17 protein-coding genes are annotated in these 16,062 nt (G+C 52.4%); 10 read left to right on the top strand and 7 right to left on the bottom strand.

Annotated features, from left to right (window positions below; all coding sequences use genetic code 11):
- Positions 1–2 precede the first annotated feature (2 nt).
- From UNDYM_RS24540 to UNDYM_RS24530, 3 genes are read left to right on the top strand one after another with little or no spacing between them, the layout of a single operon-like run.
- Complete coding sequence (locus tag UNDYM_RS24540) at positions 3–404, top strand: YcfL family protein (RefSeq protein WP_162043465.1); 402 nt, start codon at positions 3–5, stop codon at positions 402–404.
- Positions 405–457: 53 nt separating this feature from the next.
- Positions 458–1,072: a penicillin-binding protein activator LpoB gene (gene lpoB / locus UNDYM_RS24535; protein ID WP_162043464.1), complete on the top strand. Its 615-nt coding sequence runs from the start codon at positions 458–460 to the stop codon at positions 1,070–1,072.
- 46 nt (positions 1,073–1,118) lie between these two features.
- Positions 1,119–1,958, top strand: a complete 840-nt coding sequence (locus UNDYM_RS24530) for a penicillin-binding protein activator LpoB (RefSeq protein WP_162043463.1) — start codon at positions 1,119–1,121, stop codon at positions 1,956–1,958.
- Positions 1,959–2,040: 82 nt separating this feature from the next.
- Here the strand turns inward: UNDYM_RS24530 and UNDYM_RS24525 are convergent, their stop codons facing one another.
- Complete coding sequence (locus UNDYM_RS24525) at positions 2,041–3,666, bottom strand: alkaline phosphatase (protein ID WP_162043462.1); 1,626 nt, start codon at positions 3,664–3,666, stop codon at positions 2,041–2,043.
- Positions 3,667–3,751: 85 nt separating this feature from the next.
- Complete coding sequence (locus UNDYM_RS24520; protein ID WP_162043461.1) at positions 3,752–4,108, bottom strand: hypothetical protein; 357 nt, start codon at positions 4,106–4,108, stop codon at positions 3,752–3,754.
- A 215-nt stretch (positions 4,109–4,323) separates the two neighbouring features.
- On the opposite strand from UNDYM_RS24520, the gene UNDYM_RS24515 reads away from it, so the two are divergent.
- On the top strand, positions 4,324–4,524 hold the full coding sequence (locus UNDYM_RS24515) for a hypothetical protein (protein ID WP_162043460.1): 201 nt from the start codon (positions 4,324–4,326) through the stop codon (positions 4,522–4,524).
- On the opposite strand, the gene UNDYM_RS24510 is transcribed toward UNDYM_RS24515, so the two are convergent.
- Complete coding sequence (locus tag UNDYM_RS24510; RefSeq protein WP_162043459.1) at positions 4,521–5,192, bottom strand: energy transducer TonB; 672 nt, start codon at positions 5,190–5,192, stop codon at positions 4,521–4,523. The genes UNDYM_RS24515 and UNDYM_RS24510 overlap by 4 nt on opposite strands.
- 159 nt (positions 5,193–5,351) lie before the next feature.
- Here UNDYM_RS24510 and UNDYM_RS24505 point away from each other — a divergent pair, with 159 nt between their 5' ends.
- The 4 genes from UNDYM_RS24505 (at position 5,352) to UNDYM_RS24490 (ending at position 8,157) form a co-directional block, all read left to right on the top strand.
- Positions 5,352–5,516, top strand: coding sequence for a hypothetical protein (locus UNDYM_RS24505; RefSeq protein WP_162043458.1), 165 nt, complete (start codon positions 5,352–5,354; stop codon positions 5,514–5,516).
- A gap of 122 nt (positions 5,517–5,638) precedes the next feature.
- Positions 5,639–6,280 (top strand): response regulator transcription factor, encoded by a 642-nt coding sequence (locus tag UNDYM_RS24500; protein ID WP_162043457.1) that lies wholly within the window; start codon positions 5,639–5,641, stop codon positions 6,278–6,280.
- 58 nt (positions 6,281–6,338) lie between these two features.
- Positions 6,339–7,835 carry a sensor histidine kinase gene (locus tag UNDYM_RS24495; protein ID WP_162043456.1) on the top strand — a complete coding sequence of 499 codons (1,497 nt, stop codon included), beginning with the start codon at positions 6,339–6,341 and terminating at the stop codon, positions 7,833–7,835.
- A 49-nt stretch (positions 7,836–7,884) separates the two neighbouring features.
- A complete protein-coding gene (locus UNDYM_RS24490) occupies positions 7,885–8,157 on the top strand; it encodes a DUF2614 family zinc ribbon-containing protein (RefSeq protein ID WP_162043455.1) in 273 nt (90 codons plus the stop codon).
- Positions 8,158–8,229: 72 nt separating this feature from the next.
- Here UNDYM_RS24490 and UNDYM_RS24485 read toward each other — a convergent pair whose 3' ends face one another.
- Together UNDYM_RS24485 and UNDYM_RS24480 are read right to left on the bottom strand one after the other, a co-directional pair.
- Entirely contained in the window at positions 8,230–10,023 is a 1,794-nt protein-coding gene (locus UNDYM_RS24485; protein ID WP_162043454.1) for an ABC-F family ATP-binding cassette domain-containing protein, read from the bottom strand.
- 289 nt (positions 10,024–10,312) lie between these two features.
- On the bottom strand, positions 10,313–11,191 hold the full coding sequence (locus tag UNDYM_RS24480) for an intradiol ring-cleavage dioxygenase (RefSeq protein WP_162043453.1): 879 nt from the start codon (positions 11,189–11,191) through the stop codon (positions 10,313–10,315).
- A 214-nt stretch (positions 11,192–11,405) separates the two neighbouring features.
- On the opposite strand from UNDYM_RS24480, the gene UNDYM_RS24475 reads away from it, so the two are divergent.
- The gene (locus UNDYM_RS24475; RefSeq protein ID WP_162043452.1) at positions 11,406–12,095 is read left to right on the top strand and encodes a response regulator; all 690 of its coding nucleotides are present in this window, start codon (positions 11,406–11,408) and stop codon (positions 12,093–12,095) included.
- An 18-nt stretch (positions 12,096–12,113) separates the two neighbouring features.
- Positions 12,114–13,346, top strand: a complete 1,233-nt coding sequence (locus UNDYM_RS24470; RefSeq protein ID WP_232063585.1) for an ATP-binding protein — start codon at positions 12,114–12,116, stop codon at positions 13,344–13,346.
- A 5-nt stretch (positions 13,347–13,351) separates the two neighbouring features.
- On the opposite strand, the gene UNDYM_RS24465 is transcribed toward UNDYM_RS24470, so the two are convergent.
- Both UNDYM_RS24465 and UNDYM_RS24460 read right to left on the bottom strand, forming a co-directional pair.
- On the bottom strand, positions 13,352–14,722 hold the full coding sequence (locus UNDYM_RS24465; RefSeq protein ID WP_162043451.1) for a PAS domain-containing sensor histidine kinase: 1,371 nt from the start codon (positions 14,720–14,722) through the stop codon (positions 13,352–13,354).
- On the bottom strand, positions 14,719–16,053 hold the full coding sequence (locus UNDYM_RS24460) for a sigma-54 dependent transcriptional regulator (protein WP_162043450.1): 1,335 nt from the start codon (positions 16,051–16,053) through the stop codon (positions 14,719–14,721). Before UNDYM_RS24460 ends, UNDYM_RS24465 begins: the two co-directional genes overlap by 4 nt.
- Positions 16,054–16,062: the final 9 nt, after the last annotated feature.

Genomic DNA, 16,062 nt, shown 5'->3' with positions numbered 1-16,062 from the left:
ATATGAAACTGATTTCCAAACAATTTGCGGCATGCACGGCTTTGCTGGCTGCCTGCTTTGTCACCCCTGTCATGGCCCAGGATATCCCGAATGCATCTTCGCCCGGTATTGCTGCCAAATTGATGGTGCGTGGCACGCTAGAAGGTGTGCAGGTGACTGACCTGCGTTCACAACGCAAGAATGATGTCATGGTCGTGCAGGCCGAGATGGTCAACCTGACCAACCGCGATGTCCGTGTGTATTACCGCTTCCGCTGGACTGATGCAGCAGGCATGCAGGTAGGTGATGGCGAAGTCTGGAAACCATTGATGATACTGGGCCAGCAAAGCCAGTTCGTCAAAGGCACGGCTTATGGTCCGCAAGCGACGGATTTCAGGATAGAGCTCAGCGCAGAACCACGCTAATCACCTATAGTGAAATAGTGAACAGTAACAAGATTATTTTTTACGGAGTATTTATGAAACGCATTTCCTCACTGTCCAAAAGCTGCGCGCTCGTCGTCTTGCTTGGCCTCTCACTGACTGCCTGCCAGACCAGGTTGTCCCAGCCTACAGTCAGCCTGGCTCGCCAGGTTAGTTATGGCGACAACAAGGCGGTAGAAACTGTCACCAATGAGTTTGGTTCTACTGACCTGCAAATGATTGCAGAAAAAATGGTCGGTTCCCTGCTGGAAGACCCAGTACTGGCAAATCGCCCGACCATGACTTTGGCCGGTGTACGCAACAAGACCAGCGAATACATCGATACCAAGTCCATCATGAACACCATCCAGACCGCACTCGTGAAAAGCCGCAAGGTCAAGTTCACCCGTAGTGCCGATGAAATGCAACAAGGCGTGGATGAATTGCAGCGCCAGAACCAGAGTGGTTTGTACAAGGCACAGGGCAAGGCAAAAGTGGGCAATATGACTGCTGCCAAATATTCCCTGGAAGGCGAGATTGTTTCTATCGTCAAGCAAAATGCCAACACCAAGGACGTGTTCTACAAAATGACCCTGAAGCTGTATGACATTGAAGATGGTTCCATCGAATGGCAAGACGAAAAAGAAATTCGTAAAACTTCCAAGCGTTAATTTCGTGCGTCATTCTGAAGCGCTATTTTCTTAAAGAGGCAATACGATGTTGAATCTGAAAAAACTGATGGCAGGCTTGTTTTGCTCGGTAGCGGCATTTTCTGCTGTTGCAGCTGAACAAAAAATGACCATCCCAAAAATTGCGGTGACTGACCTGACTTATGAAGAAAAAGTCAGTGAATATTTCCGTGTGGTTTCTGCTTCCAGCAAGAGCAGTGTCAAGGGCAGCTATAGTGAGCGTGAAACCGATCACAGTTACTCCCAGCGCGGCAATGTGAACGCCAAGAGCGAAAGCAATTACTACGAAGCCGAAGGTTTCTATACCTATATCGACCGTGGTGAATTGAAGACTTATACCGCTGACCTCAAAGGCGCATTGATCAAGGGTGGTGGTGTTTCCCTGGTACAGGCACGCCCTTATGTCGGCAAGCCCATGGAAAAAATCTATGACATCATAGGCCGTATCAAGCAGGGCATGTACCCTGGTGCTGATTATGTCTTGTTTGGTACTGTAAGCAATATCCAGTTCCGCCAGGAGAGTAATCAGCTGCAATACGGCAACTCCATGACAGCCAGCCTGTCACTGGACCTGGTTGCTGACTTTAGCCTGATCAATACCAAGACCTATGAAATCAAGGCAGCTTTCAGCGCCAGCGGTTCTGGTGTCGATACCAAGATCATCAGCCGTGCCGGTGACCGCGTAGTCTTCAACCGTGGCAAGGTCATGCAAGAGACTTCCCGCAGCCTGGCTGATGCAGCCTATGATGAGTTGTTAGTGCAGTTCGGTGCACCACGCGGCGCCAACCGTGGCCAGTATGGCCGCGTACAAAATGGGCAGCCTGTTGTGCCTGTTCAAAATACTGAGCCGGTCACTGTGTATAAATAATCTTGTGGCAGTCCAATAGTAAAAAAGCCTGGTGTTCACCAGGCTTTTTGCTTTTTGAAATACATCGGTAACTGAAAGCCTGTCAGGCTTCTGGATTGATATCGACTTTATACAAGCTCTTGCCATCGATGTCGTGGATGGACACGGTCATCGCCTTGGTCTTCGCATCAATTTTCGCAATGCCAAAGAATTGCAGCAATTCTGCTGGTGAGCGGTTTTGTTTCATGCCCTGCGGCACGCTGACATATTTCACATCGGGTCCAAAGGTTTGATCGACTTCATTCGGGCCAAAGGTACCCGCATTCAAGGGGCCGCCGACAAATTCCCAGAAGGGTTTGAAGTCGGTAAATTTAGCTTTCTCCGGCGTGTAATAAGTCGCCGCTGCATAGTGGACATCGGCGGTGACCCAGACCACGTTCTTGATATTGTGCTGCTTGATGAATTTGAGTATCTCAGCAATTTCCAGTTCGCGTCCCAGTGGTTTGCCGTTGTCGCCATTAGCCCAGGCTTCATAAGTTCCTTTGGGGACATCGGGGTTCAGGTCTGGTACGACAATGGAGATGGGCATGTCGCTGGCGATGACTTTCCAGGTAGCGCGTGAACGCAGCAGTGCCTGTTTCAGCCATTGCAGTTGTGGCTTGCCGAGGAAGGCTGCGTCATCATTCAATGTCGTTTGCAGATTCGGTGAATTCTTGCCACGGTAGCTGCGCTCATCAAGCATGAATACTTCCAGCAGAGGGCCGTAGCTGAACATGCGGTAGATACGGTCTGGATCATGCTGGTCTATGCGGTAGGGATTGTATTCAAACATGGCCCTGCGTGCATTTGCTGCCAGGGTATTCAGATCACGCTGCTGGTAACGTTTTTCTGCTTCGCCTATTTGCTGGCCTGGGTACCAGTTATTGCGTACTTCATGATCATCCCATTGCACCAGGAAGGGTACTTCGGCAGCAAAGCGGCGCTTGCTGGCGTCCAAGAAGTTATAGGCAAAATTGCCGCGATAATCGTCCAGGGTTTCTGCGACTTTGGACTTGGCGGGTGTGGTGATGTTATTCCACAGGCTGCCATCATCCAGTTTGACTTGCGCCTGTATGGGGCCGTCAGCATAAATCTGGTCGCCTGAGTGAATGAAAAAATCAGGCTGGAAGCGGCGCATGCTTTCATAAATACGGTAACCGCCAAAAGCTTCATTAATGCCCCAGCCCTGGCCCGCTTCATCACCTGAGAATGCAAATGTGATATCGCGTTCTTTGCCGCCTGGCAGCAGCAAACTGCCTTGTACTGCCTCACTGACAGCAGACGGGTTTTGCAGGTCCTGGAAACGCACGCGGTAATAAGTGCGTTGGCCTGCGGGTAAACCGCTCAAGTCTATGCGTGCTGTGTAATCTGTGCCGGGTACGGCCAGCGAGCCATTGATGCTGGCAGCATTTTTGAAAGCTTCGTTATTGGCATACTCAAGCAACATGCGTGCTGGCCTGTCAGTGCGGCTCCAGATGATGGCTTTGTCGCGCGTGATGTCGCCGCTCATGACGCCACAGGGCAATTGCGGGCGCAGCTTGTCTGAGGTGATGAGTGCGGGTGCTGTTTGTGCGCGTACGATTTTGGGCAGGCCGGTTGCTGCTATGATGGCAGCAGCACTGGCGCTGGCATTGCACAGGAACTGGCGGCGTTGCAGTTCACTCTTGTTTGGCTTGCGATCCTTGGACATGGCTTTTCCTTAGAGGGATTTTAGATGGCCGTTATTCTAAAGTGCCAGTATGACCAAGACATGTCAATGCAGATGCAGACTTGATTTAGTGTGCTGCCAGGGCCGCAGTAAATAATTCATCGTCCCGCCTGCGTTTGCGAAAGTCAAACACGGTAACAAGCGTTACCACCAGCATGCCTGCTGGCAGCAGCCATGCGCATATCAGGACAATCCAGCCCAGATAAGGTGAGCGTTCGATAGCGCCGTGATAGGGTGTAAACGCAGGAATACTTGCTGCAGTTGAGGTGGCCGCATGATCCTGAATATTGACCATGAGTACAGGTAAGTCCTTTTCGCTATTGATCGCGGGAGGCAAAGTAGCCGTTGTGTAAGAAGCCAGCATCATGCTGACAAAAAAGCAGAGGGCGCGAAGATAGCTGGAGTGGTTGTATTTGCGGTACATGGCTTGCTCGTTATTCGTAAGGTGTCAGTTCATATTTAATAGGACTTACACAAAATTGGCCTGGACGATTTTTGTTTCGGCCATGCAGACATCATAATGAGCACAATGAGCACAATAAATACAGAGTACCCCAAACCGTCATTCCCACATGCTTTTAGCGGGAATCCATCGTTGGTCAACCACCTTGGCAGTAAGGCCGATGGGACCGATCAGGCATGGATACCCGCCTGCGCGGCTATGACGAATTGGGAAGTACGGTCGGCTGCAAGCTTGGCGCGGTTTTGCGTAAGTTCTATTTAAAAAAACTGCCTTGCCTGTCGCAGGTACCGGACGACAGGCAGGCAGAAAAACGGGAAAGCGGCAAAGCGGGAAAGACATTGGGAATGACTTGTCTTGTTGTTTCCCTTCCTGATTAATCTATCTTCCAGACATACTGCACCCTGGTCCAGCTTTGCTGTGCTACACCATCGATGGTGCCGGGTGTGAAACGACACAGTGACAGAGCCTGGCTGGCTGCCTTGTCGAGGTCGCGTGAGCCACTGCTACCCTCTGTTTTGGTTTCAAGCACACGCCCATCTGTACCTATCAGCATGGCTAGTGTCACTGTCCCGGTCTCTCCAATACGTATCGACCTTGCTGGATAGGCGGGCTTTTCACAGCGGCTCATATCGACGACGGCTGCAACATGGACCGGGTTCTTTACAGCTTGAGTGCCTGTCCCGGTACCGCCACCCGACACGCCTGTGCCTTCAATGACTTTCCCTGTCTCGCCGTCATCGGTTTTGCCACCACGTACTACAGGAGGGGTAACGGACGGTGGATTATCCGGTACCACTGTCGGAGGCGCGATAGGCGGATTTATGGGCGGGGCCAAAGTCTTGGGTGTACTTGGGTGATGGTCGGGTTCTACAGGTTTGATTTTTTCAATTTCGTGAATTGACTCGGGTTTAAAAAAAACTGGCGGGCTGATCTTGATCTTCATGCTGTTAAGCAAAGCAGCCAACAGGGCCACATGCAGCACGGCGACTACACCCAAACGTGACATGCGCTTGAAGGGATGTTGCTGGTTTTGTGTAAATTCCATTTTGTTCTCCAGGTTTGGGATCTGGCCCGGCGTGGCGCAAGCACATGCCGGGGCTGGCTTGGAGATGCAACTGTTTTTGCCGTTTCTTAACTGTGGGAGTAGTTGAAAATGGCATTTATGTGCAATCCATGTGCTTTACGATAGCAATAAAAATGTCACTTGAAAAGCATTTATTTTATTTATTTTGTGATTTGTGGCTTCTCACATGAGGCATTTATTGCCGATTTCATCGTTTCCGCGTTGCCTGAAAGAAAAAATATCCCCGTTTCATTTCTACTTGCTGCTCTGGTTACCGCCGCAGCCGGGATTGAAAAACCCCGTTAATAATCGCCTTTGTCACTATGGTCCATACTTTATGCGCTACTGCTAATGCAATTGCTAGTAAAAAGCATTACTATTGCGTTTGATGAGTAATTAACTCTGCTAATCTATAAGGTGTTGTAATTATGCAAAATGGCATACGGGTATTGCTGGCTGATGATCATCCCATCGTGATGACGGGTTTTGCCATGTCGCTGGGTAGTTTGGGGATTAGCGTGCTGGGGCAGGCCAGGACACCGCAGGAGGCGTTTGAGCAATATGCAGCCTTGAAGCCGGATGTCGTGATACTGGACATACGCTTTGGTGCCGACCTGACTGGCCTGGATGCCGCACGCGATATCCTTGCGCAGTTTGCCGATGCAAAGATTGTCTTCCTGAGTCAGTTTGATCAGGATGCGCTGATCAAGGAGGCTTATCGCCTCGGTGCCAAGGCCTTTGTGACCAAGGACTGTGATCCGGCTGACCTTGCAACCGCTGTGCAGCGCGCCCATCAGGGGGAATTGTATTTCCTGCCGCAGATCGCAGAGCGTCTGGCGAATCTGTCGGTGCGCGGGGATGAATCGCCACAATCATTATTGAATGAGCGTGACCTGGAAATTTTCAAACTCATGGCAGAAGGCCTGACCAATGCCGAGATCGCCGAGCGGCTGGACCTGTCATTAAAAACCATCAGTAATGTCAGCCAGGCCATTAAGGAAAAACTGGGTGTACATCGCCCTGCCTATATTACCAAACTAGCAGTGAAACATGGATTGATTGCACCGTGATGCTGTTGCAGACAAAGATGTACGCATTGGTATCCGTCTTGATCAAGGCAGTGCCGCAATGAATTTTGCCGCGCTGCTCTGGCGCAACTGGGATTTGCGCTCGCGCCTGTTCCTCATCATCTTTGTGCCAGTGATCTACATGTTTTGCTCGGTAGTCTGGTATTCCTATCAGTCGCGCCTGCAGGAGGGCAAGGCAGAATTGCTGGAGCGTGCCTATGTGATCTCCACAGCACTGGCCGAGAGTGTGGAATACAACCTGCTGACCAAAAACCTGCCCGGCCTGAAAAGCACCATGAGCGATGTCATGCTGTCAGACCGCAGCATTGCCAGGATAGATGTGCTCGATACGGACAAGAAAGACATCCTGCACGTCATCTCTACAGAAAAAATCCAGCAAGCGGAACATTCGGTCGAAGTACCAGTCAGACGTCAACTGGTGTGGGTGAATTTGCTCAAAGAATCCAGGACTGCGACATCAGGTGTCTTGCCCCTGACCACGGCCAGCAAGGATAGTAAAGATGCAGATATGTTGGGTTATGTCAGGGTCACGATGTCAGCGACGCGCATGTTGGCCAAACATAGCCAGCGCTTCATGTTTGAACTGGCGATGAGTGGGCTGGCTTTGTTTGTCAGCGCGGTGCTGGCAGTCTATCTGGCATTGAGCCTGACGCGGCCCTTGCAAAAATCCATAGAAACCTTGCGTGAGATACGTGAAGGTGATTATTCGAATACGCTGGAAGTGACTACGGGTGGCGAAATAGGGGACTTGCAGATTTCTATCAATGCCATGTCCATCAGCCTGCAACAGGCCAAACAGGATCTGGAAAACAAGGTGCAGGAAAGAACGCGTGATTTGATGGAGTCGCGCAATGAAGCGTTAAAGGCCAATGCAGAGAAACGCAAGCTCATACAAAAGGTGCACAGCATAGTAGAAGATGAACGCAAGAGCATCGCTATAGAAATACACGATGAACTGAATGCCTCATTGATTGCCGCAAGGCTGGAAGCTCAACGCATACAGCACCTTGCTGCGCAGATGGCCGCTGATGGTGCCAGTGAAGAAATCCAGGAGCGCGCCAGAGCCATCACCAAACTGACGCTGGATTTATATGCCAATGGCCGCAACCTGGTGCGCCGCCTGCGGCCTGAAGTATTGGATATGCTGGGCTTGCAAGGTGCGGTCGAAGACATGCTCAGGCATTACAACAGCAATGTGCCAGGCTGCCAGTTTCATTTTGATAGCGACGGAGATTTTTCAGGGCTCGATAGCGGGCTGGCAATTTCAGTTTATCGCATCATCCAAGAAGCCTTGTCCAACGTCATGAAGCACGCCGGGGCGACACAAGTGGAAGTGGCCCTGACCATGCTGGAAGAGCAAAAGAGTTTGCAGATAGAGGTTAGCGACAATGGTGTGGGTTTTGATATACACCACAGCTCTGCTGGCATAGGCATCACCGGTATGCGCGAGCGCGTGGTGGCTTTTAATGGTGAGATTGAATTGCAGTCCTCGCCCGTAGCCGGGACGCAATTGCTCATACGCTTTCCGCTCGCATGAACCTGGACTAAGGGATGAGGGATAAGGAAATATATAAGGGATACGCAAGATGAAATTCTTGTTCAGAATATCAGTTTTCAGTGCAGTGTTGTTGCTGTTGATCGCGCTGGCGGTACAGCAGGACTGGATATCTGCTTCTGCTGCGGTATATCTGGTTTTCTTTGTGGGATTTGCTGCCCTGGCTGTATGGATATTTTTCAGGGTATTTTCAAACGCTTCAACACAAAAAGAAAACCTGGTGGCATGCCCGGCATGCAGCATGCGTACCGATAGTCAGCGTGAGGCATGCATGTGGTGTGACCAGGGTTTGCCCGGCAGTTAAAAAAACGGAGCACGACATCTTGCTTGCCTGATGTTGTGCTCCACGGGAACGACTTTCTGCTGGTCAGGCGAATTAATTCAGACCAAGAAACTGATTTAAATCTGCCATTTCCTGATGCCAGCTTGCCTGTTGTTGTGGCTTTTGGTGCCTGGGTTTGCGCGCCAGATCAGCTTGCAATAATTCTTCCAGTTCACATAATCTTTGCAAAGCCAGCTCTGTATCACTGAGCACTGTCTCGCTAACTTTACTATGCAGTGTGTCAGGTGTAGCCGGCATTGTTTGCCTAACTTCAGATGCAGGCTGTTTTTGCCGCAGGCATTCATAGGCACTTTCTGCATCCAGCCATCTTTCCAGACGGCCATCCTGTACTACCCAGAATTCCTGGCAGCTTTGCTCTATCAAATCCCGGTCATGCGATACCAGCAAAAAGCCACCGGCAAATCCTGCCAGTGCTTCTGTCAATTCCTGCTTGCCCTGCATGTCCAGATGATTGGTTGGCTCATCGAGAAACAGCAAATGGTAGCTGGCCAGTGAGAGTGCCAAAAACAACAGACGTGCCCGCTCACCACCACTCAGCGATGCCACTTTTTGCTGATGCCGGTGATAAGGAAAGCCTGCTGAGATCAGTGCCTGCTTGCGTGCCAGTTCTGTCCTGGCAGTATCAGAGCCAGCGACAAAGGGATACAGAGCATCAGGCAGACTGGCATCGCTATTCAGTTGTTGCAAAGACTGGTCGTAATAACCGATCTGCGCTGCCGCATGCCAACTGATGTGTTCGCTGTCCTGTGTTGATTTTTGGTCGGGTTTTTGGTCTGACTCCTGGCCTGACTGTATCGCTTGCCAGCACTGCCTGAGCAGTGAAGATTTGCCCGTGCCATTCGCGCCAAGCAGGGCAATCTTGTCACCCGGCCGTACACCGAATTGCTCCAGTTTGAACAGCGCTGGCAAACCAGCCGCTGCCCTGACTGTCAGGTTCTCAAGTTGCAATAAATGATTGGCAGGCGATGCCTTGCCATGCAATTGCAAAGTCCAGGGCTGGCCTTCGGTGACTGTGGTTTGTTCTTCCTTCAGCCGGTCTGCCCGTTTTTGCATGGTCTTGGCTTTGCGTGCCAGTTTTTCATTGTCATACACACTGCCCCAGATGGCCAGACGCTTGCTGCTGGCTGCCAGCCTGTCAATTTCAGATTGCTCTGCATCACGTCTGGCCTGTGCGGCTTCATCCGCCAAAGCCAGGGATTGCAGGGCGTCAGAGCAGGGCTGGTCAAAGCAGGTGATTTGCCGGTCACGCAAGATCCAGCTTTGTCGTGTCACACGGTTCAGCAGGCGCTGGTCATGTGACACCAGCACAAATGCGCCTTTCCAGTTCAGCAAAAATTCTTCCAGCCATAACAGCGATGGCAAGTCGAGATGATTGCTGGGCTCGTCCAGCAGCAAGAGATTGGGGTCGCGTAATAAGGCACGGCCCAATAGCAGGCGGGTATGTTGGCCACCTGACAGGGATTGTACGGCTACCCCGGCAGTGCTTGCATCGATGCCGAGTTCTTGCAAGAGACTATCGACACGCCAGTGCAATTCTGGCTGGTCATTGATGGCATCCAGCATCGCATCGTACAGGCTCAGCGCATGCAGAGCAGGTGGCAGATGTTGCTCTACATATTGCAGGCGGCACAGGCGTGCCATCTGTATGCTGCCGCTATTGGTGCTACGTTGTCCTGCCAGCAGGGAGAGCAAGGTCGATTTGCCACTACCGTTGTGACCTATCAAGCCTATGCGTTGACCGACTTGCAGGGTGAGGTTAAGGTTTTGGAATAAAACACCGTGGCTGGTGTCGAGTTGTAATGCTTGTGCAGATAATAAGGTAGTCATGCTCTTGTCTTTGTTTTGGGATGCAAACATCCACGTCAACAGGAGCGCTAACGATAATGAGCCGAGAACTGGCCCGGAGGGTGATGGGATATATGTGCTCTCGCCTTTTATCGCTGCGCGATGGATTCAGGACAAGAGCTGGCAAAGGTACCAAAGTTGCGTATGCCGCTGATGGCATACTTTAGAACTTCCATATTTCCTCCTTTCTTGAAAAGAGTAGAAATAAAACCCGATTCTATGCAAATACCGGGAGCAAAACAAGTTGCTTCTGTCCCCGGCATTGTAAGTTTTATACGGAAATGCCTACGGTCAGGGTCACGACATAACCCTGTGTGGCATTGCCAGTTACGCTGACCATTTGCAGGCTGGTGCCATCACTGAAAACATTGTCTGTTGCATACGTGATCTGCGACAGGTTGCGCACGCTGGTGGTATAGCCCGTGGCCTGGTAGGCTTCATTCAAAGTTGCCATAGGGAAGGTGAATTGCGAAGTCTTGACCTTGTTATTGGCACTGCTGATCTTGCTCACGCTGGGATAAACCTCGAAATGTACATGCGGGATACGTCCTGAATAGCAACCAGGGAAGATTGTGGTGAAACTGACACTGCCGCTGCTGTCTGTCTCCTGCACGCCGCGCAGATAGTTCTCAGCAGTGATGCCGGATGAATACATGGAATAATTGCCATCCCTGTCACAATGCCACAGATAGATCGCATAACCCGCCAGAGAGGCGCAACTGGTTTTGGTATTCACGAGTTGCAGTTTGATGGTCAAGGGCACACCTGCCGCCACACCGCTGGCACCGGCAATACTGGAACGTATATCACTGCGTACTATGCCGGACAGCGCCAGCGCATTGGCAATACTTACACCATTGCTGTTACTGCCGTCACCGGGATAAGGTCCGGCAGTTTCTTCCGGGATGATGCTGCAGGAGGAAGTCGTGCTGCCTGTTGTTCCCGTGCTTGTGCTAGTGCCCGTAGTTGTACCTGTGGTGCTTGTCGTTGATGATGTCGATGTTGCCGTGGAGGCGTCACTACCGCCGCCACAACCCAGCAAGGTCGCAGCGCCACCCGCCGATATCCAGCGCAGCATTTGCCTGCGTGAGGCAGATGACTGCATCAGGGTATGAAGATCGGTTTCCAGTTGATTGCCATGCTTTTCCATGATGTGTTTTCCTCGCTGTGGGTATTACATTAGTGTTGCTGCATTGTGTCTTGATGACTTGTTAAGTGCAGTAAAGCAAAGGTAAAGTTAGGTAAGGATTTTGTGTCCTGGAAATTGCCGGACTGTAAAAGCAGGTAAATTTGCACGCGTGTATGAATGGCTTTGTTATTATCAATACCTGAGCCCATACATAAAATTTATACCCATACACAACATGACCAAGGTACTGCTCGCAGACGATGATGTCGAACTGGTAGGCATGCTCAAGGAATATCTTGAGCGTGAGGGCTTTGCCATTACTACTGTGCATGATGGTGAGCAGGCGGTGACAGACGCTCTGTCCGGCCAGCATGCGATTGCCGTACTGGATGTCATGATGCCGCGCATGAATGGCATCGAAGCCCTGCGCCGCATACGCGAGCACAGCCGCATGCCGGTGCTGATGCTGACGGCGCGTGGCGATGATGTCGACCGCATCATCGGTCTTGAACTGGGGGCCGATGATTATGTGCCCAAGCCATGTACACCACGAGAATTGCTGGCCAGGCTCAGGGCCATCCTGCGCCGTACCGAGAGTGGCATGAATGCCGACCAGGACCGATTATGCCTGGTCGTTGGTGCCTTGCAGATATGGCCAGGGCAACGCCGGGCAGAATGGAATAATAAAATGCTGGACCTGACCAGCACTGAATTCACCTTGCTGGAGTTATTGGCAAGAAATGCCGGACAAACCGTCAGCAAGAATGAATTGTCCGAGCAGGGCTTGGGCCGCCCACTGGCCAGATTCGACCGCAATATCGATGTTCACCTCAGCAGCATACGACAAAAGATCAGCGCCTTTGCCGATGGCCGTACTGTCATACAGACGGTATATCGCCAGGGTTATATGCTGACGCGCGAGTAAGTGAATAAGCGAGTAATGATGCCTAAACTCAGTATGCTGAAACTCGGTCGCTTGTTCTGGAAATTCTTTTTCTTCATCTGGTTGGCGCAATTGACGGCAATCGCCGGTATCAGTGTGACCTTCTGGATCAAGCGCAGCAATGAAGAGATGGCCAGGGCTGCCGCAATGACTGTGCAGCCCGACAAACCCCGGCATGAAGACAGGCGTGGCCCCGGCCCCGGTTCTGAATTCAAACATGGTCCCGGTCCGGATTTCCGTGACGCAGCCAGACCCGGTGGTCCGCCTGGTGAGCCTGGGCCGGTGCCTATGGGTATGCGCAAGCCACCGCATGACGGCGGCGATTCGCGTGCCTTCATTCCCATGGTAGTTGCCCTGTTTGCCAGCCTGCTGTTTGCGGCCCTGATGGCCTGGTATATGTCCAAGCCTATACGCCGGCTCAGCGAGGCTTTTCATGAGCTGGCAGGCGGCAAACTACAGACGCGCATAGGAGACAGCATGGGTAAGCGCAAGGACGAATTGACAGAGCTGGGCCGTGACTTTGACCGCATGGCCGAGCAGTTGACAGGTTCCCTGCAAAACCAGCGCCGCCTCTTGCATGATGTGTCACATGAATTGCGCTCACCACTGGCACGTTTACAGGCAGCGATAGGCCTGGCGCGCCAGCAGCCGGACAAGGCAGAAGAATACATGGTGCGCATGGACAGGGAAGCCGTGCGCATGGATAAGCTGGTCGGTGAAATCCTGACACTGTCGCGTCTCGAAGCAGGCGCCCATGCAGGGCAAGACCTGATACACATGGACGAATTATTCGCTGACCTGACTGACAATGCCCACTTTGAAGCGAAGACCGCAGGCAAGGCGTTCAAGACAGAATATTCTGCCGATGCCATCAGCAAGGTGTGCGTACTGGGGCGCTATGAATTGCTGCACCGCGCGATGGAAAATGTCTTGCGCAATGCGATACGGCATACCCGTCCCGATACTGCCGTGACCCTACACGCAGAAGTACTGGGCACGCAATTACATGTATCCATCCTGGATGAGGGCGAAGGCGTGCCGGAAGCTGAATTGCAGAGTATCTTCCAGCCTTTCTACCGTAGTGTGCTGGCAGAACAAAGCAGCGAAGGCTATGGCCTGGGGCTGGCGATTACCCAGCGCGTGATACAGGCGCACGGCGGCAGCATCACGGCCAGCAACCGCCGTGCCGCCGGGCTGTGCATGTTGATGGTTTTGCCAGTGGCATTTTCTTAATTTGCTTAGGGTGATAAAGGCAGGAACAGGCTGACGTTCAGGCCGCCGCCTTCACGGTTTTGCAGGCTGATCCTGCCGCCATGTGCTTCTATGATTTCACGCACCAGTGCCAGGCCCAGGCCTGTGCCACTGCGTTTGGTGGAGTAAAAGGGGATCAGGGCATTCGACATCACCGTATCTGTCATGCCGCTGCCCCTGTCCATGACTTCTATGCGTATGACGCCTTGCAAGTTGCGTATGTTTAGAAATACTTCATCTTCCCTTGAGCCAGACTCATGGGCATTCTTCAACAGGTTCAGCAGCGCATGTTCCATTTGTGCCCTGTCGAGGTTGACAGGTTCTTCAGGCAAGCTGTCAGTCACGGTGAAGATGACTTGCGACTTCAGGCCAGCGATAAAGCTATCCCAGTGCGTACTCTCCAGCCTCGGTGTCGGTAGTTTGGCGAAGCGTGCATAACCATCGATAAAACTTTCCAGATGGCGGGTGCGTTCTTCTATCGTGAGCAAGATGCCAGGCAGACGTTCGGTCTGGCCACGGCCTACCAGTACCGCAGCAGAATTTGCCAGCGAGGCTATCGGTGCCAATGAGTTATTGAGTTCATGACTGATCACACGTATGACTTTTTTCCAGGTCTGCACTTCCTGGCGGCGCAATTCCACCGTCAGGTGGCGCAGCAAAAATAATTCATGATGGCGGCCATTCAGGCTGAAGTGGCGGCGTGCCAGGTGATACACCTCTTCCTCTTCTTCTGCATCTTTGGCTGCTACTGTGAACAAGCCATCGCCACCGCGCAGTATGGCCTCGCGCAACGAGGCCGAGACTTGCGTCATCACCTCATTGAAACTGAAACCTTCGAGTTTGCGCCCCTGGTTCAGCAATTGCCTGGCCGCGATATTGGCGAAGACAATGGGGCCATGGTCAGCCACCAGCATCATCGCCACTGGCGTGTTCTGCACCATGGTATCAAGCAGCAATTCACGCTGTACCAGATTCAATCTTTGCTTGCGCAAGACATCGCCCAAGGCATTGTGGGCATCTACCAGTTCACCCAACTCGTCTTGCAAGGGCCAGTGCACACCGATGGAAAAATCATTGTCCTGATAACTGATGACTGTGCCAGCCAGGGTGTGGAATAAACGTATCATGGCTTGCAACTGGCTGCGCAAGATGCCCACACCCAAGGGCAAGATAATCAGCAAACTGAGTCCGGCAGCCAGCCAGACCTGGTCTGGCAGTAAATGCAGCATGAGCATGCTGACTGCAACTGCCAGCAATAAAATCGCGATCATCAACAGGCTCAGTCGCGTGAGCATGGAAAACAGCGGACGCTTGCCGGGAACGCTAGCGCTTGCTGATGGAGCTTTGTGGTCTGTCATGCGCTACGGCTGATGCCCAGCCTGTCCATACGCCGGTACAAGGCCTGGCGGCTCAGGCCCAGTTCGGCGGCAGCCTGGGCCACCACGCCATGCGATTTTTGCAGGGCGCGTTCTATCGCCTCTTTGTCGGGCTCTTGCTCATTGACCCAGCTATTCGACAATGGCAGGCCAAGGTCGGCTGGCATGATTTCAGTTTTGGCGGCCAGCAGGCAGGCGCGCTGCATGACATTTTTGAGTTCCCTGACATTGCCCGGCCATGCATATTGCACCAGTGCCGATGCCGTGCTGGGATGCAGGGTCTTGCCATTGTTGAGGAAGTATTCTGCCAGCGGCAAGATGTCGCCAGTGCGCTCTGCCAGCGTGGGCAAATGCAATTCTATGACGTTGAGGCGATACAGCAAATCCTGGCGGAAGCTGCCTGCCTTGATCATGGCTGGCAAATCAGCATTGGTGGCGCTCAAGACGCGTACCTTGACCTGTCTTTCCTTGTTCGAGCCCAGTCTTTCAAAGCGCCCGGTTTCCAGCACCCGCAATAATTTCATTTGCCCGGCCAGCGGCAGGTTACCGATTTCATCAAGGAACAGGGTGCCGCCATCGGCTGCTTCAAACTTGCCTTCGCGCGCCTTGCTGGCCCCGGTATAAGCACCCGCTTCGGCACCAAACAGTTCTGCTTCTATCAGTTCCGCTGGCAGGGCACCACAATTGAGCACGACAAAAGGGCCATCCTTGACGCTGGAATTGGCTTGTATGATTTCAGCGATTCTTTCCTTGCCTGCACCATTTGGTCCGGTGATCAGTACCGGCACATCGGCACGGGCGACCTGGCAAGCCATGCCCAGCACGCGCTCGGTCGCAGCATCATTCCAGACCAGGTTGCAGAGATTGAATTTTTGCTCCAGCTCGCGTTTTTGCTTGCGTTCGCGTTGCAGCCTTTGTTGCAGGGCGCGGTTGCTTTGCCCGAGTTCGATCAGGTTCCTGACGGTGGTCAGCAGTTTCTGGTCATTCCAGGGTTTACCGAGATAATCGGCAGCGCCTGACCTGATCAGTTCAACGGCCGCATCCAGATGTGTCCAGGCTGTCAGCAGGATCACAGGCAGGTCAGGGTAGCGTTTGCGAATTTCAGTGAACAGGGCACGGCCTTCATCACCAGAGGTGGTATCGGCGGTGAAGTTCATGTCCTGTATCACCAGATCGACAGCCTGATGCTCCAGCATCGCCAGGCCCTGTTCTGGCGATGTGGCGCAGACCGCATCAATATCATGCAGGGAAAACAGCACTTCCAGTGCCACCGCGACGGTGGCATTGTCATCAATAATTAATACGGTAGGCATTGTCAGTGT

It is taken from the genome of Undibacterium sp. YM2 (assembly GCF_009937975.1).
Lineage (GTDB): Bacteria > Pseudomonadota > Gammaproteobacteria > Burkholderiales > Burkholderiaceae_D > Undibacterium.
The sequence above is the reverse complement of the archived record's forward strand: the minus strand, read 5'-3'. Positions and strand labels throughout refer to the sequence as shown.